Raw genomic sequence first — 24,215 nt, 5'->3', positions numbered from 1 at the left:
AGCCCGGATGATCGACACACCGACCCTCGTGGACCAGTACTGCCACGGGGTGCTCCGTACGGAGCTCGGCCTTGGCACCTTCGAGGCGCACCTGGGCCGGACCGCCGGGCCGCCGGCCCCCGGCACCACCTTCTTCGACACCCAGACCGGCTTCGCGGTCCGGCGCTGGTGTCCGCCGCTGCTGGGGCTCGAGCCGCACTGCCCGCCGGCCCGCTATCTCGCCCGACGGCGTGAGCTGGGCGTGCTGGAGGCGGGCAGGCGGCTGCTGAGGGGCAGCGGCATCTCCACCTATCTGGTGGACACCGGGCTGCCGGGGGATCTCACGGGCCCGCCCGAGATCGCCGCCGCGGGCGCGGCCGAGGCTCGCGAGATCGTCCGCCTGGAACTCCTCGCCGAGCAGGTCGCCGACACCTCGGGCACCGTCGAGAGCTTCCTGGCGAACCTCGCCGAGGCCGTGCACGGAGCCGCCGCGTCCGCCGTCGCCTTCACCTCCGTCGGCGCAGTGGGCCACGGGCTCGCCCTCGCGCCCGAGCCGCCCGGCCCGGGGGAGGTACGCGGAGCGGCCGCCCGCTGGCTGGCCGCACGGCAGGTCGGCGGCCGGATCACCGATCCCGTACTGGTGCGGCATCTGCTGTGGATCGCGGTCGCGTCGGGACTGCCGCTCCAGCTCCATGTCGGCGTGGAGGACCCGATGCTGATGACCGGCTTCGCGGCCGCCACCTCGGGGCTCGGCACCGATCTGGTGCTGCTGCACGGCTATCCGTACCACCGCCACGCCGCGCATCTGGCGAGCGTGTACCCGCATGTGTACGCGGATCTGGGGCCCGCCCTGGTGCACACGGGGGCGCGGGCCGCGGCCGTGCTCGCGGAGATCCTGGAGCTGGCGCCGTTCGGAAAGCTGCTCTTCTCCAGCGGCGCGCACGGGCTGCCCGAGCTTCACGTGGTGGGCGCCCGGATCTTCCGCGAGGCGCTCGCACGGGTGCTCGGAGGCTGGGTCGGCGACGGCGCCTGGGCCCGTACGGACGCGGAACGGGTCGCCGGGATGATCGCGGCCGGCAACGCCGCCCGCGTCTACCGACTGGGGTGACTCACCAGGGCCGGCCCGGGTCATTGACCTTAGGTGCCGCGCGCTTGCGCGGGGATGGTCCCTGGACGTAGCCGATCGAGCCTCGGGACGAGGTGCTCCCCGTCGGCGCGTGGCAGCCCTCAGGCAGCTGACACGGCCGCGTCGCCCACCCGGGTCTGCGCCGGGGCCGTGCTGCTCGGCCGCTCGCGCAGGCTCAGCGCGAGCCGCACCACCGCGATCCACATCAGCGCGGAGCCGAGCATGTGGGCGGCGACCAGTACCTCAGGAACCCCGGTGAAGTACTGCACATAGCCCACCCCCCCTTGCAGGAGCAGCACGATCAGCAGGTCCCGGGCGCGCGCCCGGGTGTCGTCGGGTGCGTCGACCACGCGCAGCACCAGCCACATCGCGACGGCCAGCGCGCAGAGAACCCATGCGGCGACCGCGTGGACGTGTGCGGCGTCCGCCCAGTCCCAGGGCATGCGCGGCACAGCGCTGCTGTCGCCGGCGTGCTTGCCGGAACCGGTCACCGATGTGCCCAGCGCGATCAGCGCCACGGAGGTGACGACGATCGCCCAGGAGAGCCTGCGGACCGGGCGCGGGACGCGCGGGCGCGGTGCGCCGTCTCCCTCGCGGGCCCGCTGCCAGGTGACGGTGGCTACCGTGAGGAGCCCGGTGGCGAGCATGAAGTGCCCGGCCACCGTCCACGGGTTGAGGCCCGCCCACACGGTGATGCCGCCGAGTACCGCGTTGCCCATCACGATCCAGAACTGCGACCAGGCGAGCCGGGTCAGCCCACGCCGCAGCGGCTTGACCGCGCGCGCCGCGATGATCGCCCAGCCAACCGCAGCCGACAGGACGTACGTCAGCATCCGGTTGCCGAACTCGATCGCGCCGTGGATGCCCTGCTCGGGCGTGGCGAACAGGCTGTCGTCCGTGCACTTGGGCCAGGCGTCGCAGCCGAGGCCGGAGCCGGTCAGCCGGACCGCGCCGCCGGTGACGATGATGACCACGCTCATCACGACGGCGGAGAGCGCGGCGCGCCGGAGCGTTTTGGGAGTGGGCGTCCAGCGCTGGGCGATATAGGCGAGGGGGGTCAGCACGGGCCCTATCGTAAGCGGGGGATTGTGCACGTTTTCACGAGGGGTCCGGTCCGGGGCCGATCCGGGTGTGGCCCCGGCCCGCGGTCCAGGTCAGGGCGGTACGTACGTCAGCCGGAAGCGCGAGCCGTCGAGGTGGCACTCCTCCTCCCACCACACGGCGACCCGCCATCCCACTGACGGCGGCGGGCCGGTCCGGCGAGTGCAGGAAGGCGTCGGTCAGCTCGGCGGCGCCCGCCTAGGCGCCGCGGTCGGTCACCGCGCCGTACCGCAGGCTCAGCCTCGCGGCGAGCGAAAGATCGTCATCGGCGTGCGGCGCCAGCGCCGCGATCAGCTCCGTCAGCATGCGCTCGCGCTCGCCGGGTGAGACGCCGGACCTGCCGGACCTCACCCTGGCCCATTCGGCGTCCAGTCGCAGCGCGGCGGTCCGCTCCATCGAAGCCTCCCACCGTGCGGATCTCGGCAGGCTCATCCTGGCGCTTGCGTCACTCCCAGCGGAAGAGCCGGGCGGCCGCGCCCAGTGAGAGCAGTGCCCAGACGGCGAGGATGCCGAGATCGCCCCACGGCATCGCGGCACCGTGCTGGAGCACATCGCGCAGCCCGTCCGAGAGCGCGGAGATCGGCAGTAGCGCGAGAACCGACTGCACCCCCTCGGGGAACCTGTCCAGTGGCACGATCACCCCGCCGCCCACCAGGAGCAGCAGAAAGACCAGGTTGGCGGCTGCCAGCGTCGCCTCGGCCCTGAGCGTCCCGGCCATCAGCAGACCGAGGCCGGAGAAGGCGGCGGTGCCGAGGACGAGCAGCAGCAGTACGGAGAGAGGGTTGCCGGCCGGTGACCACCCGAGCGCGAACGCGATCATGGTCAGCAGCGCGATCTGGAGGACCTCCGTGGCCAGGACCGAGAGCGTCTTGGCGGTCATCAGTGCCCAGCGGGGGAGCGGGGAGGCGCCGAGCCGCTTGAGGACCCCGTACCGCCGCTCGAAGCCGGTCGCGATGGCCTGCCCGGTGAAGGCGGTGGACATCACGGCGAGGGCGAGGACGCCGGGGGCCAGGAAGTCGACCCGCCTGCTCCCTCCCGTGTCGATGATGTCGACGGTCGAGAACAGCACGAGCAGGAGCGAGGGGATGATCACGGTGAGCAGCAGCTGCTCGCCGTTGCGCAGCAGCATCTTCGTCTCGAACGCGGTCTGCGCCGCGATCATGCGGGGCAGCGGCGCGGCGCCGGGCGCCGGGGTGTACGTACCGACGCTCATGAGCGCAGCTCCTTGCCGGTCAGCTCCAGGAACACGTCCTCCAGGGTGTGGCGCTCGACCGAGATGCCCTCCGGCATCACGCCGTGCTGTGCGCACCAGGACGTCACGGTCGCCAGCAGTTGGGGGTCCACCTGGCCGGTGATCCGGTACGCGCCGGTCGTGAGCTCCACCGCCTCCGTGCCGTCAGGCAGGGCCTTCAGCAGCGAGCCGACGTCCAGGCCGGGCCGCCCCATGAAGCGCAGCGTGTTCTCGGCGCCGCCGCGGCAGAGCTGTTCCGGGCTGCCCTCGGCGACTACCTTGCCCGCGTCGATGATCGCGACATGGTCCGCCAGCTCTTCGGCCTCGTCCATGAAGTGGGTGGTGAGGACGGTGGAGACGCCGTCCGCGCGCAGTTCGCGTACGAGCTCCCAGGTGGAACGACGGGCATGCGGGTCCAGGCCGGCGGTCGGCTCGTCCAGGAAGACCAGTTCGGGGCGGCCGACGACGGCCATCGCCAGGGCGAGCCGCTGCTGCTGGCCTCCGGAGAGCCGACGGTAGGTCGTACGGCCGCAGCGGCCGAGGCCGAGCCGTTCGATCAGCGCGTCCACGTCGAGCGGGTGGGCGTGCAGCTTCGCCATGTGGCGGAGCATCTCGTCGGCGCGGGCGCCGGAGTAGACGCCGCCGGACTGGAGCATCACGCCGATCCTGGGGCGCAGCTTCGCCGCGTCGGCGACAGGGTCGAGGCCGAGGACCCGCACCGTTCCGGCGTCGGGGCGGCGGTAGCCCTCGCAGGTCTCGACCGTGGTGGTCTTGCCCGCCCCATTGGGGCCGAGGACGGCGGTCACGGAGCCCTGGTGGACCTCGAGGTCGAGGCCGTCCACGGCCGTCTTGGATCCGTACCGCTTGACCAGTCTCCGGATCTGGACGACGGACTCGCTTCGCATGCCGGGAAGTCTAGGCGGGGCCGCAAGGCCGCCGGGGGCGGGGGCCCGGCTCCCCGCCGAAGGGCAGGGACACCCGGGACGGGGCGCAGCACCACTGATCTCTCCGTCACTCGCTCGATCAGCACTCGCTCGATCAGCACTCGCTCGATCAGCGGTGCGGCCGTCCCGAATCTTTACCGGACCGGGCCTTCACGGCGCAGGTCACCCCGCTCAACCCCCGTTTCGGGGCGAATTCCGGCAAGCCTCCGGCGAATTCGATCAAGGTGACCGACCGTCCGGATCTCGCCGGGTAATTCGCGGTGATTCCCTGGTCAGCGTCCGTGCGGCAGCTGCCCGACGGACCCTGCTCTTAGGTAACCCTTAGTGATGCAGCGCACCGGTTCACGCCTCGGACGGCGGTTGTCACGTTCAGAGGAATTACGCAACAATGGCGTTGTGAAAAACGTCGGCGAGGCTCCGCACGAGGAACTCGCGACCGGTGAGCACTCCACGCGCAACCGGGTCGCGCGGTCCATCCTGGACCACGGCCCGTCCACCGTGGCCGACCTCGCGGGCCGCCTGGGCCTCACTCAGGCCGCCGTCCGCCGCCACCTCGACTCGCTCGTCACCGAGAACGTCATCGAGCCCCGTGAGCAGCGGGTCTACGGCGCACGTACTCGTGGGCGGCCCGCCAAGGTGTTCGCGCTGACCGACTGCGGCCGGGACGCTTTCGACCAGTCGTACGACACGCTGGCCGTGGACGCGCTCCGCTGGATCGAGCGGACCGCAGGGGGCGGGGCAGCCGGAGAGGCGGCCGTCGCCGCCTTCGCCCGCGACCGCCTGGAGGCACAGGCGGAGACCTACCGTGAGGCGATCGAGGCCGCACCGCCCGAGGGACGCACTGAAGCACTTGCCAAGGCCCTCAGTGCCGACGGGTACGCTGCTACGGCGCGTAACGCACCGGTCGGCGAGCAGCTCTGCCAGCACCACTGCCCGGTCGCCCATGTGGCCGAGCAGTACCCGCAGCTGTGCGAGGCGGAGACTGAGACCTTCTCCCGCCTGCTCGGGACGCATGTGCAGCGACTGGCCACCATCGCGCACGGCGACGGGGTCTGCACGACTTTCATCCCCAAGACGACACCATCACCGTCACCATCAGCATCTGCAAGTACGGCCGGGAGGAACCCCGCATGACTCTCCCCACGGAGACTGCCCACCCCGAACTCGAGGGCCTGGGTACGTACGAATTCGGCTGGGCCGACTCCGACGCGGCGGGTGCCGCGGCCAAGCGCGGCCTGTCCGAGGAAGTCGTCCGCGACATCTCGACGAAGAAGAACGAGCCGGAGTGGATGCTGAAGCTGCGCCTCAAGGGGCTGCGGCTGTTCGACAAGAAGCCGATGCCGAGCTGGGGCTCGGACCTGTCGGGCATCGACTTCAACAACATCAAGTACTTCGTTCGGTCCACCGAGAAGCAGGCGGAGTCCTGGGAGGACCTGCCCGAGGACATCAAGAACACGTACGACAGGCTCGGCATCCCGGAGGCGGAGAAGCAGCGCCTGGTCGCCGGTGTCGCCGCTCAGTACGAGTCCGAGGTCGTCTACCACCAGATCCGTGAGGACCTGGAGGAGCAGGGCGTCATCTTCCTCGACACGGACACCGCGCTGAAGCAGCACCCGGAGCTCTTCCAGGAGTACTTCGGCACTGTCATCCCGGTCGGCGACAACAAGTTCGCCTCGCTGAACTCCGCCGTGTGGTCCGGTGGCTCCTTCATCTACGTCCCCAAGGGCGTGAAGGTCGACATCCCGCTGCAGGCCTACTTCCGTATCAACACGGAGAACATGGGCCAGTTCGAGCGGACGCTGATCATCGTCGACGAGGACGCCTACGTCCACTACGTCGAGGGCTGCACCGCCCCGATCTACTCCTCGGACTCGCTGCACAGCGCCGTGGTCGAGATCATCGTCAAGAAGGGCGGCCGCTGCCGCTACACGACGATCCAGAACTGGTCGAACAACGTCTACAACCTGGTCACCAAGCGCGCCGTGGCGTACGAGGGCGCGACCATGGAGTGGGTCGACGGCAACATCGGTTCCAAGGTCACCATGAAGTACCCGGCCGTCTACCTGATGGGCGAGCACGCCAAGGGCGAGACCCTGTCCATCGCCTTCGCGGGCGAGGGCCAGCACCAGGACGCCGGCGCCAAGATGGTCCACATGGCCCCGAACACCTCCTCGAACATCGTCTCCAAGTCGGTGGCACGAGGCGGCGGCCGTACCTCCTACCGCGGTCTGATCGAGATCGGCGAGGGCGCTGCGGGCTCGAAGTCCAATGTGCTCTGTGACGCGCTGCTGGTCGACACGATCTCCCGCTCCGACACCTACCCGTACGTGGACGTCCGCGAGGACGACGTGTCCATGGGCCACGAGGCGACCGTCTCCAAGGTCTCCGACGACCAGCTCTTCTACCTGATGAGCCGCGGTATGACGGAGTTCGAGGCGATGGCGATGATCGTGCGCGGCTTCGTCGAGCCGATCGCCAAGGAACTGCCCATGGAGTACGCGCTCGAGCTCAACCGGCTGATCGAGCTGCAGATGGAGGGGTCGGTCGGCTAAGGCCCCGCCCTCCCGGAGCAGCAACTGTTTTTCGACGTAGGAAGAGAGCAAGACGACAGCCATGGCTGAGGCTCAGAACATTCCGGCGGGGTCCACCACTGCCGGTTCGATCGCGGTGGCCGCCGAGTCGACCGTCGCCACCCGCATGAGTGCGCCGCCGTCCTTCGACGTGGCGGACTTCCCGGTCCCGCACGGCCGGGAGGAGGAGTGGCGTTTCACTCCGCTGGAGCGGCTGGCCGGTCTGCACGACGGCACCGCCGTCGCGACCGGCAGCGCCATCAAGGTCGCGATCGACGCCCCCGAGGGCGTCATCATCGAGACCGTCGGCCGCGATGACGCGCGGCTCGGCAGGGCGGGCACCCCGGTGGACCGTGTCGCCGCCCAGGCGTACTCCTCCTTCGAGACGGCCTCGGTAGTCACGGTGCCCAAGGAGACCGTGCTCACCGAGCCGGTCCGCATCGCCGTGCACGGCGAGGGCGGCACCGCCTACGCCCACCAGGTCATCGAGCTCGGCGCCTTCGCCGAGGCCGTCGTGGTCATCGACCACACCGGTGACGCGGTGCTCGCCTCCAATGTCGACTACCTGCTCGGCGACGGAGCGAAGCTCACCGTCGTCTCCGTCCAGGACTGGGACGAAAAGGCCGTCCACGTCTCCCAGCACAATGCGCTGGTCGGCCGGGACGCCTCCTTCAAGTCGATCGTCGTCACCTTCGGCGGCGATGTCGTACGCCTGCACCCGCGCGTTTCCTACGCGGGCCCCGGCGGCGAGGCCGAGCTCTTCGGTCTGTACTTCACCGACCAGGGCCAGCACCAGGAGCACCGCCTCATGGTCGACCACAACGCCCCGCACTGCCGCTCCAACGCCGCCTACAAGGGCGCGTTGCAGGGCCAGGACGCGCACGCGGTGTGGATCGGCGATGTCCTGATCGAGGCCACGGCCGAGGGCACGGACACGTACGAGATGAACCGCAACCTCGTCCTCACGGACGGCGCGCGTGTCGACTCCGTACCGAACCTGGAGATCGAGACCGGCGAGATCGTCGGTGCGGGTCACGCCTCCGCCACCGGCCGCTTCGACGACGAGCAGCTCTTCTACCTGCAGTCCCGCGGTATTCCGGCCGACGAGGCCCGCCGTCTGGTGGTCCGCGGCTTCTTCGCCGAGCTGGTCCAGAAGATCAGTCTCCCCGACGTCGAGGAGCGCCTGCTCGCCAAGATCGACGCGGAGCTGGAGGCGTCCGTCTGATGGCAGCCTTCGTCCGAGCCTGTGGACTGAGCGAGCTGGAGGAGGACACCCCGAAGCGGGTGGAACTCGACGGCACGCCGGTCTCCGTCGTCCGTACGTGCGGCGAAGTGTTTGCGATCAACGACATCTGTTCGCACGCGAATGTCTCGCTGTCCGAGGGCGAGGTGGAGGACTGCCAGATCGAGTGCTGGCTGCACGGCTCCAGCTTCGACCTCCGCACCGGCAAGCCGTCCGGTCTCCCCGCGACGCGCCCCGTCCCCGTATACCCCGTCAAGATCGAAGGGGACGATGTGCTCGTCTCCGTCACCCAGGAGTCCTGAGTCACCCATGGCAACGCTTGAAATCCGCGACCTGCACGTCTCCGTCGAGGCCGAGAACGGCCCCCGGGAGATCCTCAAGGGCGTCGACCTGACCGTGAAGCAGGGCGAGACCCACGCCATCATGGGCCCCAACGGCTCCGGCAAGTCGACCCTCGCCTACTCCATCGCGGGCCACCCCAAGTACACGATCACCAGTGGCACCGTGACTCTGGACGGCGAGAACGTCCTTGAGATGACCGTCGACGAGCGCGCCCGCGCCGGCATGTTCCTGGCCATGCAGTACCCGGTCGAGGTCCCCGGCGTCTCGGTCTCCAACTTCCTGCGTACGTCGGCGACGGCGATCCGCGGCGAGGCCCCCAAGCTGCGTACCTGGGTGAAGGAGGTCAAGTCCGCCATGGAGAAGCTCCAGATGGACCCGGCCTTCGCCGAGCGCAATGTGAACGAGGGCTTCTCCGGCGGTGAGAAGAAGCGCCACGAGATCCTTCAGCTGGAGCTCCTCAAGCCGAAGATCGCGATCCTGGACGAGACCGACTCCGGCCTGGACGTCGACGCCCTGCGCCAGGTCGCCGAGGGCGTCAACCGCGTCCACGGGACCGGTGAGGTCGGCACGCTGCTGATCACGCACTACACGCGCATCCTGCGCTACATCAAGCCCGACTTCGTGCACGTTTTCGCGAACGGCCGCATCGCCGAGTCCGGCGGCGCCGAGCTCGCCGACAAGCTCGAGGCCGAGGGCTACGAGGCATACACGAAGGGTGGCGTATCCGCGTGACTGTGGCCCACCAGGGGCTCCCCGGCCTCCTCGACACCGAGGCGATCCGCAAGGACTTCCCGATCCTGGATCGCTTGATCCATGACGGGAAGAAGCTCGTGTATCTGGACAACGCGGCGACGTCCCAGACGCCGCGCCAGGTGCTCGATGTGCTGAGCGAGTACTACGAACAGCACAATGCCAACGTCCACCGGGGCGTGCATGTGCTCGCCGAGGAAGCCACGGCGCTGTACGAGGGCGCCCGCGACAAGGTCGCCGCGTTCATCAACGCGCCGAGCCGCAACGAGGTCATCTTCACCAAGAACGCCTCGGAGTCCCTCAACCTCGTGGCCAACATGCTCGGCTGGGCGGACGAGCCCTACCGCGTGGACCACGAGACCGAGATCGTCATCACCGAGATGGAGCACCACTCCAACATCGTTCCGTGGCAGCTGCTCTCGCAGCGCACCGGCGCGAAGCTGAAGTGGTTCGGCCTCACCGACGACGGCCGTCTCGACCTGTCCAACATCGACGAGATCATCACCGAGAAGACGAAGATCGTCTCCTTCACGCTGGTCTCCAACATCATGGGCACGGTCAACCCGGTCGAGGCGCTTGTGCGCCGTGCGCAGGACGTCGGCGCGCTGGTCCTGATCGACGCCTCGCAGGCCGCGCCGCACATGCCGCTGGACGTGCAGGCGCTGCAGGCCGACTTCGTGGCCTTCACCGGCCACAAGATGTGCGGCCCGACCGGTATCGGCGTGCTGTGGGGCCGGCAGGAGCTGCTCGAGGACCTGCCGCCGTTCCTCGGCGGCGGCGAGATGATCGAGACCGTGTCGATGCACTCGTCGACGTACGCCCCCGCGCCGCACAAGTTCGAGGCCGGTACGCCCCCGATCGCCCAGGCCGTCGGCCTCGGCGCGGCCGTGGACTACCTGTCCGGGATCGGCATGGACAAGGTCGCCCAGCACGAGCACATCCTCACCGAGTACGCGGTGAAGAGGCTGCTCGAGGTCCCGGACCTGCGGATCATCGGCCCCACCACGGCCGAGGAGCGCGGCGCCGCGATCTCGTTCACACTCGGTGACATCCACCCGCACGACGTGGGCCAGGTTCTCGACGAGCAGGGCATCGCGGTCCGGGTCGGCCACCACTGCGCGCGGCCGGTCTGCCTGCGGTACGGAATTCCTGCGACCACGCGGGCGTCGTTCTATCTGTACTCCACGCCGAACGAGGTCGACGCGCTGATCGACGGGCTGGAGCACGTACGGAACTTCTTCGGCTGAAGGGCTGGGACGTGAAGCTTGATTCGATGTACCAGGACGTCATCCTGGACCACTACAAGCACCCGCACGGGCGGGGCTTGCGGGATGGCGATGCCGAGGTGCACCACGTCAACCCGACCTGCGGCGACGAGATCACTCTGCGCGTGCGGTACGACGGTTCGCTGATCGCGGACATTTCGTACGAGGGCCAGGGCTGCTCCATCAGCCAGGCCAGTGCGTCCGTGCTCAACGAGCTGCTGGTTGGCAAGGAGCTCGCCGAGGCGCAGAAGATCCAGTCGACCTTCCTGGAACTGATGCAGTCCAGGGGTCAGCTGGAACCGGACGACGCGATGGAGGAGGTGCTGGAGGACGCGGTCGCGTTCGCCGGCGTCTCCAAGTACCCGGCCCGCGTGAAGTGCGCGCTGCTGAGCTGGATGGCGTGGAAAGACGCGACCGCCCAGGCGCTGGGTGAGGCCCCCGAGAGGAAGACGGCATGACCGAGAACGCAGGGACCGCACTGAAGCCGGCCTCCGAGGAAGAGATCCGCGAGGCGCTGTACGACGTCGTCGACCCCGAGCTGGGTATCGACGTCGTCAACCTCGGCCTGATCTACGGCATCCACGTCGACGACTCCAATGTCGCGACCCTGGACATGACGCTGACGTCCGCGGCCTGTCCGCTGACCGATGTGATCGAGGACCAGGCGAAGTCGGCGACGGACGGCCTCGTCAACGAGCTGAAGATCAACTGGGTCTGGATGCCGCCGTGGGGCCCGGACAAGATCACGGACGACGGGCGCGAGCAGCTGCGCGCGCTGGGCTTCAACGTCTGAGCGCTCTGAACCGGCTTAGCCGTCTGAGCCGTCTGAGCCGTCTGAGCCGTCTGAGCCGTCTGAGCCGTCTGAGCCGGCTGAGCAGTCTGAGTTCTCCGGCCGTCCTGAGGTCAGGTGTCCGAGACCGGCCCTCCAAGACCCGGCTCCGCCGAGTTCCACGAAGCGGCCATGCCCGCCAGGCACACTGGCGGGCATGGCCGTTTCGCTGTACACCGTCGTCGTCGACGCCCACGATCTGCCGGCGCTCGCCCGCTTCTGGAGCCGGGTCCTGAACTGGAGGGTGGTCTTCGAGGCCGATGACGAAATCGTCATCGGGGCCGACGAGTCGACCCTGCCGGGGATCACCTTCGTGCCTGTGGCCGAGGGCAAGACCGTGAAGAACCGGCTGCACATCGACCTCACACCGGACGACCAGGCCGCCGAGGTCGAGAGGATCATCGGGCTCGGGGCGCGGCGGGCGGATGTCGGGCAGGGGCCCGAGGCGACGTGGGTGGTCCTGACCGACCCCGAGGGCAATGAGTTCTGTGTGCTGCGGCCGAAGAAGACCTTGCTCGATTAAGGGCGGGTGGGCCGGGCGCGGCAGTGTTGCGTACAACCGTACGCAACGTTGTGTACCGTCGTACGCATGGAATACGGACTGCTGGCCGCGGCCATCGCGGCGGAGGTGGCCGGGACGACGGCCATGAAGTACAGCGACGGCTTCACCAGGCTGTGGCCCTCGCTGCTCACCGTCGCGGGCTATGTGCTCGCCTTCTCGCTGCTCGCCCAGACTCTCAAGACCATGTCGGTGGGCACCGCGTACACGATCTGGGCCGGCGTCGGCACGGCCGCGATCGCCGCCATCGGCATGATCTTCATGGGTGAGTCGACCAGTCTGGTGAGGCTCACGGGCATCGCGCTGGTGATCGTCGGCGTCGTGGTGCTCAACGCGGGTGGTGCCCACTGATGGCCCGGCGGTACGACCCCGAGCGGCGTCAGCGCATCATCGACGCGGCGATCCGGGTGGTCGGCAGGAGCGGGATCGGCGGGCTCAGCCACCGCACCGTGGCGGCGGAGGCCGATGTGCCGCTCGGCTCGACGACGTATCACTTCGCCTCCCTCGACGAACTGTTGGTCGCCGCGTTGCGCCAGGCAAACGAGGGGTTCGCGGCGGCGGTCCGGAAGAGCGGCGCGCTCGTCGATCCGGACGCCGACCTCGCCGAGGAGCTCTCCCGGGTGATGGGGGAGTGGCTGGGCGGCGAGCGTACGGGTGTGGAGCTGGAGTACGAGCTCTATCTGGCTGCCCTGCGGCGGCCCGCGTTGCGGCCGGTCGCCGCGGAGTGGTGCGAGGAACTCGCCGAGACCCTGGCCCGGCGGACCGACCCGGTCACGGCGCGGGCGCTGGTGGCGTTGATGGACGGCATGTGTCTGCAGGTGCTGCTGACAGACGCTCGGTACGAGGCGGAGTACGCGCGGGAGATGCTGGCGCGGATCATCGGCTGAGGGGGATTCGGCGGCCGGTGACTCGACTGAGGGCGGTGCGCCTGAGGTGGTGCGGTGCGGCATCGGCGGTGCGCCTGAGAGGGCGCGGTGCGGCGTCGGCCGTGTGCTTGGGGGCGCGGCGTCGGCGGTGCGCTTCAGGGGTGCGGCGTCGGCGTGCGCCTGAGAGCGTGCGGCGCGGCATCCGAGGCGCCGGGCCGCTTCCAGAAGCTGTACGCGGGAGTCTCCGCCCAGCGGGCCAGGTAATCGCCCCGCCGCCGCGCGGAGCCCTCTACGCCGCCGCACCAGGCTTGCTCCCGCCCGCCTGCGCGGTCCTCGCAGGGGCGGCCCGAGCCGCCGTTCTCGCCGCCGGGAGGCTCCGCACGCGCCCGTCAACTGAGACCGGTTCGCTCCCGCGGGCCCTTGCCGGTTAGCGTTTCACTATGACTGACTCGCCCGACAGCACCACCGCTACTCGCACCACCGGCGCCGTCGCCGCTGGACTCGCCACCCTGACCGCCGAGGGCAACGTCCTGGACACCTGGTTCCCCGCCCCCGAGCTCGTCGCCGAGCCCGGGCCCGCCGGGACCGAGCGGCTGAGCGCCGAGCGTGCCGTCGAACTGCTCGGCGAAGGCGCCGCCAAGGTCGTCGGACCGGATGCCCGCCGCGGCGTCGAGGTCGTCGCCGTCCGCACGGTCATCGCCTCGCTCGACGACAAGCCGCTGGACGCGCACGACGCGTATCTGCGCCTGCACCTGCTGAGCCACCGGCTGGTCAAGCCGCACGGCCAGAACCTGGACGGTCTCTTCGGGCTGCTCTCCAATGTCGCCTGGACCTCGCTCGGACCCGTCGCCGTCGACCAGGTGGAGAGGGTGCGGCTGAACGCCCGCGCCGAGGGCCTGCACCTGGCCGTGACGAGCATCGACAAGTTCCCGCGGATGACGGACTACGTCGCGCCCAAGGGCGTCCGCATCGCCGACGCCGACCGCGTCCGGCTCGGCGCGCACCTCGCCGAGGGCACCACCGTGATGCACGAGGGCTTCGTCAACTTCAACGCCGGCACGCTCGGCACGTCGATGGTCGAGGGCCGAATCTCCGCGGGCGTCGTCATCGGCGACGGCTCGGACATCGGCGGCGGAGCGTCCACCATGGGCACCCTCTCCGGCGGCGGCAACGTCCGCATCGTGATCGGCGAGCGCTGCCTGATCGGCGCGGAGGCGGGCGTCGGCATCGCGCTCGGCGACGAGTGCGTCGTCGAGGCCGGCCTGTATGTCACCGCGGGCACCCGGATCACCATGCCCGACGGGCAGATCGTCAAGGCCCGTGAGCTCTCCGGCGCGAGCAATATCCTTTTCCGCCGCAACTCGGTCACCGGTGCCGTCGAGGCCCGCCCGAACAACGCGGTCTGGGGCGGCCTCAACGACATCCTGCACAGCCACAACTAATTGCCCGGGCCCGCCGGGGGGACCCCTGGCGGGCCCGATTGCGCAATCAGCTCTTCGTACGCCGCGCGCAGCCCGCGGGTCGCCTCGCGCCCCGCGGGCTGCAGCGGTTCCCGGACCGGGCCCGCGTCCAGCAGCGCCTTCGCCGTCACCGTGCCGGGCAGTCCCGACGCCATCATCAACTCGGCCAGGGGGAGGGTGAGGCCGTTGAGCCGGGCGGCCTCGGCGGTGGCGCCCTTGTCGTACGCGTCGAGCACCGCGCGCAGCGCTCGCGGCGCGACATTCGCGACCGTGCTGACGAAGCCCGCGCCGCCCACCGCGTAGAGCGGCAGATTCAGCTCCTCGCAGCCCGCGTAGTACGCGAGCGAGGTGCGCGCGATCACCTTGGCCGAGCCGAGCAGGTCGTACGCGCAGTCCTTGACCGCGACGATGCCGGGGTGCCCGGCGAGGCGCAGGACCGTGTCGGGCTCGATGCGAGTGCCGGTGCGGCCGGGGATGTCGTAGAGCATCACGGGGAGTGCGGTGGCGTCGGCGACCGTACGGAAGTGGGCCTCGAGCGCGCTCTGCGGCGGACGGCTGTAGTACGGCGTGACCACCAACAGGCCGTCCGCGCCCGCCTGTTCGGCCGCGCGCGCCAGCTCGACGGTGTGCCGCGTGGATGCGCTGCCCACGCCCGCGACGACGGTGGCTCTGTCGCCGACCGCCTGGCGCACGGCCCGTACCAGCGCGGTCTTCTCGGCGTCGGTGGTGGTCGGGGACTCGCCTGTGGTGCCGTTCAGGACCAGTCCGTCGCAGCCTTCGGCCACCAGATGGGCGGCGAGGTGCCCGGCCGCGTCCAGGTCCAGCTCACCGGTGGCGGTGAAGGGCGTGATCATCGCGCAGAGGGCCCGGCCGAACGGGCGTGGTGTGGTCATGCTCCGCAGTCTCGGTCGACCAGACCATGAAGGTCCACTTAGATCTTCTTGATGTCAGGTGAAAGCAGCGCTGAACAGTAGGCCTGGCCGACGCGTGAGCCCCGGCGGGATTACCTCACTCCCGCTGTTGACCTCAACCATGGTTCATGTTTCACGCTGGTGATCAGCGGCGCACCGCAGCGGCGCGCCCGGTGAGGAGACCTCGTCATGACCGTGACCGTGAACGTGCAGCCCGACGCCCGGCCCGACCTCGGCCGGCCCGGCGTCGGCGTCGTCAAGGTGTCCACCTGGGACGTCGGCACGCCCGAGCGGCAGCGGGCGGCCGTCGAGGCCGTCTCGAAGGCGTGGCAGAGCCGGGACTGGCCCAGTGCCGGGCTGCTGTCGTACACCGTCCACATCGGCGAGGACGGCAGGACGCTCCTGCACTACACACAGTGGACGGACGAGGACGCCGCCCAGGACTTCTCCGACAACCACCGGGACGGCCGCGTCGCCGAGATCGACGCCGCCGTGCCCGGCATCGAGCGGCTCGGGATCCACTCGTACACGCTCTACCGCAGCGGCGGGCTGGGAGCGGACGAGCGGCGGGTCCCCGGGTGCCTCGTGATCGTGGACGTGGAGTTCGACGGGCCGGACGCCGCGCGGCAGCGGGCCTGGGTGGACGGGGTCTTCGAGGCTTTGGAGTCCGATTCGCACCTGCACCCCGGCGGGATCGCCGGATACTTCCACATCAGTGTGGACGGGACCCGGGTGCTCAACTACGCGGAGTGGGAGAGCGCACAGGCCCACCGCGAGGCCCTGGCCGGGCCCGGCGACGGGGTGGGGTCGACAACCCCGCAGTGGGCGAAGGTGCAGAGCTTCCCGGGCGTGAGTGGCGGCGGCGTGAACCGGTACACGCCCGCGCTGAGCCTCAGCGCGGGCGTGTGACACCGGCTGAGGCGGCTACGGACGGAAGCGCAGCACCTGAGGGTCGTGGTCGCTGTTCTGGTCCGAGAACTCCGCGTTGATGTGCACGCTGTCGTACGCGAAGTCGTCGATCGACGGGCTGGTCAGGATCTGGTCGAGGACCTGGCTGTTGCCCTGGTAGACGTAGGAGTAACGCTCCGAGCGCGGCAGCGACTTGACGGCCGGGTGGAGCGCGCCGCCGTCGGTGAGGGCCTTCGTCGTCTGCGAGAACTCGAAGTCGTTGATGTCCCCGAGGACCAGCACGTCGGCGCGGCGGTCGGCCTTCAGGATGTCCTTGACGAAGGCGTTGACAGCCTGCGCCTGCTCCAGGCGCTTGGTCTCCGAGGAGCGGACCGGCGGCTGGTGGTGCGAGGTCAGCCCCTCGTCGCCGCCCTTCGAGCCGAAGTGGTTGGCGATCACGAAGACCGTACGGCCGCGGAAGGTGAACTCGCCCGCCAGCGGCTTGCGGCTGTTCGCCCAGGCGGCGTTCGCCGGGTCGATCCGGCCGGGGGAGAGCGTCAGGGCCGCCCGGCCCCGCTCCTGCACCACACCGGTCGCCGTCTTCGAGTCGCCGCCCGGCCGGTCGGTGAAGGAGACCCGCTCCGGGTTGAAGAGGAAGACCTGACGGATGTTGCCGCCGGGCTCGCCGCCGTCCTTGTTGTTCTCGGGGTCGATGGTCCGCGACTCGTACGCCGGGCCGCCGGCCGCCTCGATCGCCGCGGTGAACTTCTTCAGCGTTTCGCCGGCCGTGACCGTGCCGTCGTTCTTGGCGCCGTTGTCGTCCTGGATCTCCTCCAGGGCCAGGATGTCGGGCGAGGCGAGGTTGTTCACCACGGCGGCCGCGAGCGCGTCGAACTTCGCCTGCGGGTCGGAGGGGTCGAGGTTCTCCACGTTGTACGTGGCGACCGCCAGCTCGCCGCGCCTCTGCTCGCGCGTCGACTCACGCTCCAGGCCGCGGTCGGTGACCGTTCCGAGCGTGCGGGCCGTGATCGTGTAGCCGCCGAACTGGTTGAAGTCCAGGGGCCCTTCGGTCGTTCCGGCCAGCACATCCCCGACGTTCGCCTTGGGGAAGGGCTTCTGGGCGAGCGGCGTCAGCGACTGGATCTGGAGCCGTCCGGTGTTCTGTGCGGTGTACGAGCCGTAGACCGCGCCGCCGCGGCGGTTCGGGTTCTCGAAGGGCTTCACCGTCACCCACAGCTCCGCGAACGGGTCGGTGGCGCCGACGACCCGGGAGGTGCCGATGCGTACGTTCGTGCCCTCCAGCGACTCGTAGTAGTCCAGGGCGTACTTACCGGGGTTGAGGGGGAGGGCGTTGATGCTGCTGCCCGCCGCCGCGTCGCCGGCCGGGGCGTACGCCGAAGGCACCGACGCGGAGACCGTGACCGGTGCGGGCAGTTCGTTGCCGGAGGAGACGACGGTGACGACCGGCTTGCTGATCTCCGTCAGGGACTGGTTGCCCGAGGACGTGCCGCCCGGGACGTACTCGGTGACCGTGCCCGAGACCAGCACCTTGTCGCCGACGGCGACGGTCGGGGCGGAGCCGGTGAAGACGAAGACGCCCTCGCTGGTGGCGGGGTTGGCGTCCGCCTCCGGGTCCTGGAGCCAGAAGCCCTTGGAGCCGAAGGTCCGTACACCCGTGACGACTCCGGGTACCTGGGTCACCTGCTGGCCGGCCAGCGGGGATATCCGGCTGGAGCCCTGGATGTCATGGATCCGGACCTCGGCGGCGGAGGCGGCGTCTGCGGACGCGGCGGAGGAACCGGCGAGCAGGCCGGCGGCCAGCGCGGCGGCGACGACAGCCGCGAAAGCGGCCGTTCTCGGTGCGACGGAGGAAGGCATCAAGGGACTCCGGAGGTGAGGGAATGAGAGACGGGGATCTGATTCCCCGTATAGTTCTACGCGCGTCAATCTCTTGGTTGGACAGGGGAGTTGTCAAGAGTCGACGGGTGTACACAGGCCGACGGAACGGTGAACCCGTGAGTGGGAACGGCGAGGCGCGCGGCGCTCTCCTGTGCGTACTGCCCGGGCGCGGCGAAACCCGGTGAAATACGTCTACGCTGGGGGCCGCCCACAGGGCCGCCCGGAACCCGCACGCCCCGAGGAGAAGCACCCGATGCCCGAAGACCGCCCCACCCTGCCACCGGTGCGGCTGCACCCGGACGCGGAACTGGCGCGGGACGCGCTCGCCACGCCGCTGCTGACCAGGGCCGTCCGGCTCGCCCGCTGGGCCGGGCCGGACGCACGGGTCGGCGCAGGCGGCGAACTCGTTGACGAGCAACTGCCCGCGGCCGCCGAAGAGCTGGGCCTCGGCACCGGCGGCGACGGACCGGCGTACGCGAGCGAGGCGTGGCGCGTGGCCGTCGATACCGGGCTCGTGGAGGTCCAGGACCCGGACGCCGCCGATGCCGCCGCCGAGCACGGCACGGTCACCGCGGGGGAGAACCTCGCGCTGATCACCTCCGGCGGGCCGCAGGACATCCTCGCCATCTGGCTCGATGCCCTGGAAGCCGTGCACGCCGACGCCATCGCGCCGCTGCTCGACGAACTGGCCGATGCGATCGGCGAGGACGGCGAGATCGACTACGAGGTGCTGGACTGGGACCCGGACGCGGAGGCGGAGTTCCTCGACGGGGTCCTCGGGAACCTCTATCTGCTCACCGTCTCGGAGGGCGGCGCGGGCGAGCTGCCGGTGCCGCTGCCCGCACTCGCCGCGTCGATGATCGTGCCCGACGACATGGGCGAGCCCACCGACGACGTACTTGAGCAGGTGTCGGTGGCGATGATGCGGCTGGACGACCAGTTCCGGCTGTTCGAGCCGGTCGGCCTGGTCGAATACCGGCCGGTGGACGAGGCGTTGATGGCGGAGGAGGGCGAGGAGCCCGTCGAGCCGGTGGACGAGGAGGATGTCTCCCGGTACGGAATGGTCAAGCTCACCCCGCTCGGTCTGTACGGCATCAGGGCCCGGATGCTCGAGGCGGGAATCGACGCGCCGGCGGTGGGGGATCTCGCGGACAAGGGCGCGGACGTACTCCTCGACGGACTCGCGCTGTTCCCGGAGCCGGCGGCCCGGGCCGAGACCGAACAGTGGCTCGCCCGGCGTGCCCCGGCCGACGCCGCGCGTGACCTGCTGGCCGCGGCCCGGGGCACCGACGCGGGCGCTCCGCTGCGCCGCCTCCACTGCCAGCAGGCGCTGGCCCTGGTGGGCCCGCAGGCCGAACCGGCGGTGCGCGCGGTCCTCGACGACGCGGAACTGGGCGGCCTGGCGCGGGTCTGGCTGGCGGAGCGCGGCGCGAGCGACGTACCGGCGCCGCCGGAGTCGATGATCTTCTGGCTGGCGATCGACACGATTGCGGCGCAGCTGGACGCGGAGGGCGAACTGGAGGAACTCCAGGGCCTGGTGGAGGATCTGGTCGGTCAGCACAGCGGCTTCTTCGACGCGGCGTGGCGGGTGGACCACCCGGCCACGGCGGAGGTGCTGGAGGCGATGGGCAGGGTGCACCGGGACAGGACGGCGGCGAAGGAGGCCCGCAAGGCGGCCTTCAAGGCACGGTCACGGTCGGGCGGCTGAGCCCGGTCGTACGACCGGCGGCGGGCACCCTGAGGTGTCCGCCGCCCGGCCGTGCGGGGAGCGTCAGCGCTCGTACCGTGTGGTGCGCTTGAACCTTGAACCTTGAACGAAGACGTCGCGTCCTCGGTACGCCCGCGGGTGCTGGTACGCAGGATTCGTCGGGTGGGCCGCGTCAGGTGGGCCGCGTCAGGTGGGCCGCGACGGGAACGCGGCGGCCGGCGGCGGGGATATGCATGGGCCGCGGGCCTTTGGATGTCGGCAGGTGTTCAAGTGCCGTTTATGCGCGGGCGGAAGTCTGAGGCCGTCATCAGCCAAGCCGGATGCGTCTCTTCAGGCCTTCAGGAGTACTCGATGCCGCTCACCCGCAGGGAATTCACCAGACAGTCCGCGTTCACCGGCGCGGGGGTCGCGCTCACCGGCGCCGTCGGCTCGCTCGCCACCGCGCCCGGCGCGCTCGCCGCCGAGGACAGCGCCGACATCGCCGGACAAGGGCTCGAGCAGGGCGAGCACGGCCACGGCAGCCACGGGCCCGGCTACGGCCCTCTGATCCCCGACCCCGAGGGGCTCCTGGCGCTGCCGGCCGGATTCTCGTACCGCGTCCTCGCCCACGCGGGCGTCACCAAGCTGGAGTCGGGCGAGTTCACCCCCTCCAAGCACGACGGCGCCGCTGCCTTCGAAGGCCCGCGCGGAGTGACCCTCCTCGTCGTCAACCACGAGCTCAAGGGCGCCCGCACCAAGGTGAAGCACCCGGTCCCGCTCACCGAGGGCCTCGTCTACGACCCCGCCGCGGCCGGCGGCTGCACGGTCGTGGAGACCCACCGCAGTGGCGAGGTCGCCCAGTGGGTCGGCATCGCGGGCACCTCGCAGAACTGCGCGGGCGGCAGCACCCCCTGGGGCACCTGGCTCACCTGCGAGGAGACCGAGGACCGCGCCGGCCAGAACGGCATGACCAAGGACCACGGCTATGTCTTCGAGGTCGACCCCTGCGACCGCCGTGCCAACCGGGAGCCCCGGCCCATCAAGGCACTCGGCCGGTACGCCCACGAGGCCGTCGTCGTCGACCCCAAGCGCGCCCACCTCTATCTGACCGAGGACGCCGACACCCCCAACGGCCTGCTCTACCGCTGGGTCCCGCCGCACGGCTTCAAGCACGGCCGCGGCCACCTGAGGCACCTCGCCGACGACGCGGGCGTCCTCCAGGCCGCCAAGTGCTACGACTCCGGCGGCCGCTTCGTCGACGACCTGTCCCGCGCCACGAAGATCGGCACGGTATACGGCGTGGACTGGGTCGACGTGCCGGACCGCGACGGCCGCACCGTCCCGGTGCGCAAGCAGTTCGCCGACAAGGACATCACCCGCGCACGCAAGCTCGAAGGCATGTGGTGGGGCGACGGCGGCGTGTACATCGTCTCCTCGTACGCCCGTGACGAGAGCCCCCTCCACCACGACGGCCAGGTCTGGTTCTACGACCCCAAGCGCCGCACCCTCACCCTGAAGGTGCTGCTCGGCGTCAACCCCGACCCGTCCAAGGACGGCGCGTACGACGGCCCGGACAACATCACCGTGTCGCCGTACGGCGGGCTGGTGATCGCCGAGGACGGCGCGGGCGTCCAGCACCTCTTCGGCGCGACCGAGCGCGGACGCACCTACCCGATCGCGCGCAACGAACTGAACCTCGGCAGCGCCGAGGATCCGGACTTCAGCGAGTTCGCCGGCATCGTCTTCTCGCCCGACGGCCGGACCCTCTACGCCAGCATCCAGACCCCGGGCATCATGTTCGCGATCACGGGCCCCTGGAAGCGCCAGTCGCACCGCGACTGACCCCGGCACTGGCACCGACGCCGGCTGCCTGCCGAGGCCGTTGTGCTCCCATGAACTGACATCTGACATTTCAGTTCATGGGGGCGCTGCGGCCGATACAGCGGACCCTGCTGCGCGACACGGCGTACGCGGCCGTCCGCGACGCCATCGTGCGGGGCGAGCTCCCGCCCGGGGACCGCGCCGGGGGACCCCCGTGCGCGAGGCCGCTCGCGGAGCGGCTCGGGGCTCTCCAGCGCCCCGGTGCGGCGCTCGCGCGGCTCGGCGAGGAAGGGCTCGTCGAGACCGAGCCGCAGAGCTATGCCCGGGTCACCAGCCTCGACCCACGTGCCGTGCGTGAGGCCGCGGTCGTCGTACGCGCCATGCACGAGCCGGCCGCCCGCGCCGCCGTGCCGCTGCTTACGCCTGGTGTGCTCGGTGACCGGAATCACGCGGGCCGGGATGGTCGCGGGCTTCGCGGCGCTCGAAGAGGCGGGTCGCCTGCCGCGGCGGGTGATCGGCGTCGACGCCTCCGCGGCGCCGGAGCGCGCCAGATCGGGGGATCAGGCGGAACGCCGCCTCACTCATCGGGGTGGAGCGTGAGCTGCGGGACGCGGACATCGAACGGAAGAGCGGTACCACGCGGGCACATGCGGCATTGCGGACGACACGACGCTGGAGGCGATGCGGCTCGCCGCCCGCACCGATGGGGATGGCGACCGATCCGGTGTACGAGGGGGAGGCCGATGGCAGGGCTGATCCGCCTGGTCACATGCCGTGAGATCGGGTCCGATTCGACGGTACTTTACGCACATCTCGGCGGTCAGCCCGCACTCAATGCCTACAGGGTCCTCTTCTGACGTGGCGTGGCGGGGCCCTGAGGGCGCATACTCCAGGTAATGACAAAGTCAGCCGGATCCCGGCGTTACCTGCCCTCCAGTCCCTTCAACAAACCGGCCGCGGCTGCCCCGCCGATTGAGCAGTACGAAGTGGGCGACCGGGTCTCGCACGACCAATTCGGACTCGGAAGAGTCATCGCAGTCGAGGGCGACAACGCAGCTGTGCTCGTCGACTTCTCCGGGCGTCAGGGGAGAATCCTGAGCCCGTACTCCAAACTGGCCAAACTCTGAGGACCGTGGCCCCCGGGTCCGCCACCACTCATCGGATGGCGGGCCCGGCGGCGTCGGTCACAGCGCCTTTGCCGCGGGCTTGACCATGCCGCGCACCGTGCGGGACTTCACGAAATCGCCTATGGCGGTCATGTCCCATTCGCCCGAGAACTGCTTGATCAGCTTGGCCATCATCACGCCGGTCTGCGGCTCCGCGCCGGTCAGATCGAAGCGGACCAGCTCCTCGCCCGTCGCCGCGTCGATCAGCCGGCAGTAAGCCTTGGCGACCTCGGTGAACTTCTGTCCCGAGAACGAGTTGACGGTGAAGACCAGTCCCGTCGCCTCCGCCGGCAGCCGGCCGAGATCCACGACGATCACCTCGTCGTCGCCCGCGCCCTCACCCGTCAGGTTGTCGCCGGAGTGCTTGATCGCGCCGTTCAGGATCGACAGCTTGCCGAAGTAGCAGCTGTCCAGGTGGTTGCGGTTGGGGCCGTACGCGATCACGGAGGCGTCGAGGTCGATGTCCTTCCCGCGGTACGCGGGCTCCCAGCCGAGGCCCATCTTGACCTGGGAGAGCAGCGGGCGGCCGCCCTTGACCAGCGAGACCGTCTGATTCTTCTGAAGGCTCACCCGGCCCTTGTCCAGGTTGATCTTCCCGGCGCCGGGCGCGGGAGCGGCCGGCGGCGCGGGCGGCGCCGGCGCGGCGAGACGCGGGTCGACCGGGGCAGCAGGCGCGACCGGCGTCGGCGGAGCGGCCGGTGCGGGGGCCGTGGCGGGCTCCTCGTCGACGGAGACGCCGAAGTCCGTGGCGATGCCCGCCAGCCCGTTCGCATAGCCCTGGCCGACCGCACGGGCCTTCCAGACGCCGTTGCGCAGATAGATCTCCACGACGACGAGCGCGGTCTCGGCGCCGAGCTGCGGCGGGGTGAAGGTGGCGAGCGCGCTGCCGTCGTCGGCGCTGCGGATGGTGGCGGTCGGCTCGATGCCCTGGAAGCTCTGCCCCGCGGCGTCCGGGCTCGCCGTGACGACGATCTTCTCGATGCCGGGCGGGACGGAGGAGGTGTCCACCACGATCGCGTCGGGGGCGCTGCCCCCGCCGGAGCGATGGCTGACGCCGGGGCCCGTCGGCTGGTTGTAGAAGATGAAGTCGTCGTCGGAGCGCACCTTGCCGTCGGCGGTGAGCAGCAGGCCCGATACGTCGAGCCGCACCGGAGCGGTGACGTCCACCGCCACGCGGGTGACGGCGAGAGGGATGTTCGAGCCGGGGGTCATAACTGTCATGCCAGGGGTAACGAGTGAGGCCGCTTTACCGTTCCCTTACCTTCTTCACCTCCTTCACCTTCTTCACCACCTTTATCGGTTGCGCGGGTGATTCCGGGCCGTGCGCTCATTGCCGAATTTGTACGCACCTGTCCAGCGGGCCATCACGAGCTGGGCGTCCGACGACTCCACCTCGGCCAGGAACTTCTCGGCGCGGGCACCGCGCAGGGTGGCGGCCGCGCGGCCGCGGTGGGTGATGACGACGCTGCCGTCGCCGTGCTGCGCATAACTGAATCCGAAGGGCCTGGCCATGGCCGACATCCTGGCCGATTGGCGACACCTGCAGCACGTGAAATATGCGGGACCGGCGCCCCCGCA

The 24,215-nt window shown here is 70.2% G+C and carries 25 protein-coding genes and 1 pseudogene; 18 read left to right on the top strand and 8 right to left on the bottom strand.

Translation table 11 applies throughout. The features are described from left to right. The first annotated feature begins 7 nt into the window (after window positions 1-7). Window positions 8-1,087: an amidohydrolase family protein gene (locus J7E87_RS13475; RefSeq protein ID WP_215093457.1), complete on the top strand. Its 1,080-nt coding sequence runs from the start codon at window positions 8-10 to the stop codon at window positions 1,085-1,087. Between the two features lie 119 nt (window positions 1,088-1,206). Here the strand turns inward: J7E87_RS13475 and J7E87_RS13470 are convergent, their stop codons facing one another. From J7E87_RS13470 to J7E87_RS13455, 4 genes are all read right to left on the bottom strand, one after another. After that, entirely contained in the window at window positions 1,207-2,169 is a 963-nt protein-coding gene (locus tag J7E87_RS13470) for a COX15/CtaA family protein (RefSeq protein ID WP_308312926.1), read from the bottom strand. Between the two features lie 235 nt (window positions 2,170-2,404). After that, entirely contained in the window at window positions 2,405-2,602 is a 198-nt protein-coding gene (locus J7E87_RS13465; protein WP_215093652.1) for a hypothetical protein, read from the bottom strand. Window positions 2,603-2,651: 49 nt separating this feature from the next. Continuing rightward, the gene (locus J7E87_RS13460; protein WP_215093452.1) at window positions 2,652-3,419 is read right to left on the bottom strand and encodes an ABC transporter permease; all 768 of its coding nucleotides are present in this window, start codon (window positions 3,417-3,419) and stop codon (window positions 2,652-2,654) included. Then, window positions 3,416-4,342, bottom strand: coding sequence for an ABC transporter ATP-binding protein (locus J7E87_RS13455; RefSeq protein WP_215093451.1), 927 nt, complete (start codon window positions 4,340-4,342; stop codon window positions 3,416-3,418). The genes J7E87_RS13460 and J7E87_RS13455 overlap by 4 nt, the downstream gene beginning before the upstream one ends. Window positions 4,343-4,777: 435 nt before the next feature. Here J7E87_RS13455 and J7E87_RS13450 point away from each other — a divergent pair, with 435 nt between their 5' ends. The 12 genes from J7E87_RS13450 (at window position 4,778) to dapD (ending at window position 14,247) form a co-directional block, all read left to right on the top strand. Further along, window positions 4,778-5,515 carry a metalloregulator ArsR/SmtB family transcription factor gene (locus tag J7E87_RS13450; RefSeq protein WP_215093449.1) on the top strand — a complete coding sequence of 246 codons (738 nt, stop codon included), beginning with the start codon at window positions 4,778-4,780 and terminating at the stop codon, window positions 5,513-5,515. Beyond that, window positions 5,512-6,933, top strand: a complete 1,422-nt coding sequence (gene sufB / locus J7E87_RS13445) for a Fe-S cluster assembly protein SufB (protein ID WP_215093447.1) — start codon at window positions 5,512-5,514, stop codon at window positions 6,931-6,933. The genes J7E87_RS13450 and sufB overlap by 4 nt, the downstream gene beginning before the upstream one ends. A gap of 61 nt (window positions 6,934-6,994) precedes the next feature. After that, window positions 6,995-8,176, top strand: a complete 1,182-nt coding sequence (gene sufD / locus J7E87_RS13440) for a Fe-S cluster assembly protein SufD (protein WP_215093445.1) — start codon at window positions 6,995-6,997, stop codon at window positions 8,174-8,176. Continuing rightward, window positions 8,176-8,496, top strand: a complete 321-nt coding sequence (locus J7E87_RS13435) for a non-heme iron oxygenase ferredoxin subunit (RefSeq protein WP_215093443.1) — start codon at window positions 8,176-8,178, stop codon at window positions 8,494-8,496. Before sufD ends, J7E87_RS13435 begins: the two co-directional genes overlap by 1 nt. A gap of 7 nt (window positions 8,497-8,503) precedes the next feature. Then, on the top strand, window positions 8,504-9,268 hold the full coding sequence (gene sufC, locus J7E87_RS13430; RefSeq protein WP_215093441.1) for a Fe-S cluster assembly ATPase SufC: 765 nt from the start codon (window positions 8,504-8,506) through the stop codon (window positions 9,266-9,268). Between the two features lie 2 nt (window positions 9,269-9,270). Beyond that, window positions 9,271-10,533: a cysteine desulfurase gene (locus tag J7E87_RS13425; protein WP_215093632.1), complete on the top strand. Its 1,263-nt coding sequence runs from the start codon at window positions 9,271-9,273 to the stop codon at window positions 10,531-10,533. 11 nt (window positions 10,534-10,544) lie between these two features. Next, window positions 10,545-11,009 (top strand): Fe-S cluster assembly sulfur transfer protein SufU, encoded by a 465-nt coding sequence (gene sufU / locus J7E87_RS13420; protein ID WP_215093439.1) that lies wholly within the window; start codon window positions 10,545-10,547, stop codon window positions 11,007-11,009. Next, the gene (locus J7E87_RS13415) at window positions 11,006-11,344 is read left to right on the top strand and encodes a metal-sulfur cluster assembly factor (protein WP_215093437.1); all 339 of its coding nucleotides are present in this window, start codon (window positions 11,006-11,008) and stop codon (window positions 11,342-11,344) included. Before sufU ends, J7E87_RS13415 begins: the two co-directional genes overlap by 4 nt. A gap of 193 nt (window positions 11,345-11,537) precedes the next feature. Next, complete coding sequence (locus J7E87_RS13410; protein WP_215093435.1) at window positions 11,538-11,903, top strand: VOC family protein; 366 nt, start codon at window positions 11,538-11,540, stop codon at window positions 11,901-11,903. Between the two features lie 66 nt (window positions 11,904-11,969). After that, window positions 11,970-12,290 carry a multidrug efflux SMR transporter gene (locus J7E87_RS13405; RefSeq protein ID WP_215093433.1) on the top strand — a complete coding sequence of 107 codons (321 nt, stop codon included), beginning with the start codon at window positions 11,970-11,972 and terminating at the stop codon, window positions 12,288-12,290. After that, window positions 12,290-12,826: a TetR/AcrR family transcriptional regulator gene (locus tag J7E87_RS13400; RefSeq protein ID WP_215093431.1), complete on the top strand. Its 537-nt coding sequence runs from the start codon at window positions 12,290-12,292 to the stop codon at window positions 12,824-12,826. Before J7E87_RS13405 ends, J7E87_RS13400 begins: the two co-directional genes overlap by 1 nt. 419 nt (window positions 12,827-13,245) lie before the next feature. After that, entirely contained in the window at window positions 13,246-14,247 is a 1,002-nt protein-coding gene (gene dapD, locus J7E87_RS13395) for a 2,3,4,5-tetrahydropyridine-2,6-dicarboxylate N-succinyltransferase (protein WP_215093429.1), read from the top strand. On the opposite strand, the gene dapA is transcribed toward dapD, so the two are convergent. Continuing rightward, a complete protein-coding gene (dapA, locus tag J7E87_RS13390; protein WP_215093427.1) occupies window positions 14,244-15,158 on the bottom strand; it encodes a 4-hydroxy-tetrahydrodipicolinate synthase in 915 nt (304 codons plus the stop codon). The genes dapD and dapA overlap by 4 nt on opposite strands. A 207-nt stretch (window positions 15,159-15,365) precedes the next feature. Here dapA and J7E87_RS13385 point away from each other — a divergent pair, with 207 nt between their 5' ends. Beyond that, on the top strand, window positions 15,366-16,085 hold the full coding sequence (locus tag J7E87_RS13385) for an antibiotic biosynthesis monooxygenase (RefSeq protein ID WP_215093425.1): 720 nt from the start codon (window positions 15,366-15,368) through the stop codon (window positions 16,083-16,085). 15 nt (window positions 16,086-16,100) lie between these two features. Here J7E87_RS13385 and J7E87_RS13380 read toward each other — a convergent pair whose 3' ends face one another. Next, a complete protein-coding gene (locus tag J7E87_RS13380) occupies window positions 16,101-17,942 on the bottom strand; it encodes an endonuclease/exonuclease/phosphatase family protein (RefSeq protein ID WP_215093423.1) in 1,842 nt (613 codons plus the stop codon). Window positions 17,943-18,216: 274 nt separating this feature from the next. On the opposite strand from J7E87_RS13380, the gene J7E87_RS13375 reads away from it, so the two are divergent. The 4 genes and pseudogenes from J7E87_RS13375 to J7E87_RS13360 all read left to right on the top strand — a co-directional run bounded on the left by J7E87_RS13375 (window position 18,217) and on the right by J7E87_RS13360 (window position 22,598). Then, on the top strand, window positions 18,217-19,671 hold the full coding sequence (locus J7E87_RS13375; RefSeq protein ID WP_215093421.1) for a hypothetical protein: 1,455 nt from the start codon (window positions 18,217-18,219) through the stop codon (window positions 19,669-19,671). Window positions 19,672-20,022: 351 nt separating this feature from the next. Continuing rightward, window positions 20,023-21,492, top strand: coding sequence for an alkaline phosphatase PhoX (locus J7E87_RS13370; protein WP_215093419.1), 1,470 nt, complete (start codon window positions 20,023-20,025; stop codon window positions 21,490-21,492). Between the two features lie 402 nt (window positions 21,493-21,894). Continuing rightward, window positions 21,895-22,328, top strand: a pseudogene (locus J7E87_RS13365) (pyridoxal-phosphate dependent enzyme); the annotation flags it as partial. Between the two features lie 39 nt (window positions 22,329-22,367). After that, on the top strand, window positions 22,368-22,598 hold the full coding sequence (locus tag J7E87_RS13360) for a hypothetical protein (RefSeq protein ID WP_215093417.1): 231 nt from the start codon (window positions 22,368-22,370) through the stop codon (window positions 22,596-22,598). A gap of 57 nt (window positions 22,599-22,655) precedes the next feature. Here the strand turns inward: J7E87_RS13360 and J7E87_RS13355 are convergent, their stop codons facing one another. Both J7E87_RS13355 and J7E87_RS13350 read right to left on the bottom strand, forming a co-directional pair. After that, window positions 22,656-23,858: a TerD family protein gene (locus tag J7E87_RS13355; RefSeq protein ID WP_215093415.1), complete on the bottom strand. Its 1,203-nt coding sequence runs from the start codon at window positions 23,856-23,858 to the stop codon at window positions 22,656-22,658. 72 nt (window positions 23,859-23,930) lie between these two features. Further along, window positions 23,931-24,149 carry a hypothetical protein gene (locus tag J7E87_RS13350; protein WP_215093413.1) on the bottom strand — a complete coding sequence of 73 codons (219 nt, stop codon included), beginning with the start codon at window positions 24,147-24,149 and terminating at the stop codon, window positions 23,931-23,933. Window positions 24,150-24,215: the final 66 nt, after the last annotated feature.

This window comes from Streptomyces sp. ISL-1, from assembly GCF_018614585.1.
Lineage (GTDB): Bacteria > Actinomycetota > Actinomycetes > Streptomycetales > Streptomycetaceae > Streptomyces > Streptomyces maoxianensis.
Note: the sequence above shows the minus strand (reverse complement) of the source record. Positions and strands in the feature narration are given on the sequence as shown.

What these genes read in the sequence shown, in the direction of transcription:
- J7E87_RS13465 (WP_215093652.1), bottom strand. Translation starts at nt 2,602, where the DNA reads ATGGAGCGGACCGCCGCGCTGCGACTGGACGCCGAATGGGCCAGGGTG.
- J7E87_RS13375 (WP_215093421.1), top strand. Translation starts at nt 18,217, where the DNA reads ATGCCCGAAGACCGCCCCACCCTGCCACCGGTGCGGCTGCACCCGGAC.
- J7E87_RS13475 (WP_215093457.1), top strand. Translation starts at nt 8, where the DNA reads ATGATCGACACACCGACCCTCGTGGACCAGTACTGCCACGGGGTGCTC.
- dapD (WP_215093429.1), top strand. Translation starts at nt 13,246, where the DNA reads ATGACTGACTCGCCCGACAGCACCACCGCTACTCGCACCACCGGCGCC.
- sufC (WP_215093441.1), top strand. Translation starts at nt 8,504, where the DNA reads ATGGCAACGCTTGAAATCCGCGACCTGCACGTCTCCGTCGAGGCCGAG.
- J7E87_RS13400 (WP_215093431.1), top strand. Translation starts at nt 12,290, where the DNA reads ATGGCCCGGCGGTACGACCCCGAGCGGCGTCAGCGCATCATCGACGCG.
- dapA (WP_215093427.1), bottom strand. Translation starts at nt 15,158, where the DNA reads ATGACCACACCACGCCCGTTCGGCCGGGCCCTCTGCGCGATGATCACG.
- J7E87_RS13405 (WP_215093433.1), top strand. Translation starts at nt 11,970, where the DNA reads ATGGAATACGGACTGCTGGCCGCGGCCATCGCGGCGGAGGTGGCCGGG.
- J7E87_RS13355 (WP_215093415.1), bottom strand. Translation starts at nt 23,858, where the DNA reads ATGACAGTTATGACCCCCGGCTCGAACATCCCTCTCGCCGTCACCCGC.
- J7E87_RS13370 (WP_215093419.1), top strand. Translation starts at nt 20,023, where the DNA reads ATGCCGCTCACCCGCAGGGAATTCACCAGACAGTCCGCGTTCACCGGC.
- J7E87_RS13460 (WP_215093452.1), bottom strand. Translation starts at nt 3,419, where the DNA reads ATGAGCGTCGGTACGTACACCCCGGCGCCCGGCGCCGCGCCGCTGCCC.
- J7E87_RS13410 (WP_215093435.1), top strand. Translation starts at nt 11,538, where the DNA reads ATGGCCGTTTCGCTGTACACCGTCGTCGTCGACGCCCACGATCTGCCG.
- J7E87_RS13415 (WP_215093437.1), top strand. Translation starts at nt 11,006, where the DNA reads ATGACCGAGAACGCAGGGACCGCACTGAAGCCGGCCTCCGAGGAAGAG.
- J7E87_RS13435 (WP_215093443.1), top strand. Translation starts at nt 8,176, where the DNA reads ATGGCAGCCTTCGTCCGAGCCTGTGGACTGAGCGAGCTGGAGGAGGAC.
- J7E87_RS13380 (WP_215093423.1), bottom strand. Translation starts at nt 17,942, where the DNA reads ATGCCTTCCTCCGTCGCACCGAGAACGGCCGCTTTCGCGGCTGTCGTC.
- J7E87_RS13455 (WP_215093451.1), bottom strand. Translation starts at nt 4,342, where the DNA reads ATGCGAAGCGAGTCCGTCGTCCAGATCCGGAGACTGGTCAAGCGGTAC.
- J7E87_RS13385 (WP_215093425.1), top strand. Translation starts at nt 15,366, where the DNA reads ATGACCGTGACCGTGAACGTGCAGCCCGACGCCCGGCCCGACCTCGGC.
- sufD (WP_215093445.1), top strand. Translation starts at nt 6,995, where the DNA reads ATGGCTGAGGCTCAGAACATTCCGGCGGGGTCCACCACTGCCGGTTCG.
- J7E87_RS13350 (WP_215093413.1), bottom strand. Translation starts at nt 24,149, where the DNA reads ATGGCCAGGCCCTTCGGATTCAGTTATGCGCAGCACGGCGACGGCAGC.
- J7E87_RS13360 (WP_215093417.1), top strand. Translation starts at nt 22,368, where the DNA reads ATGACAAAGTCAGCCGGATCCCGGCGTTACCTGCCCTCCAGTCCCTTC.
- sufB (WP_215093447.1), top strand. Translation starts at nt 5,512, where the DNA reads ATGACTCTCCCCACGGAGACTGCCCACCCCGAACTCGAGGGCCTGGGT.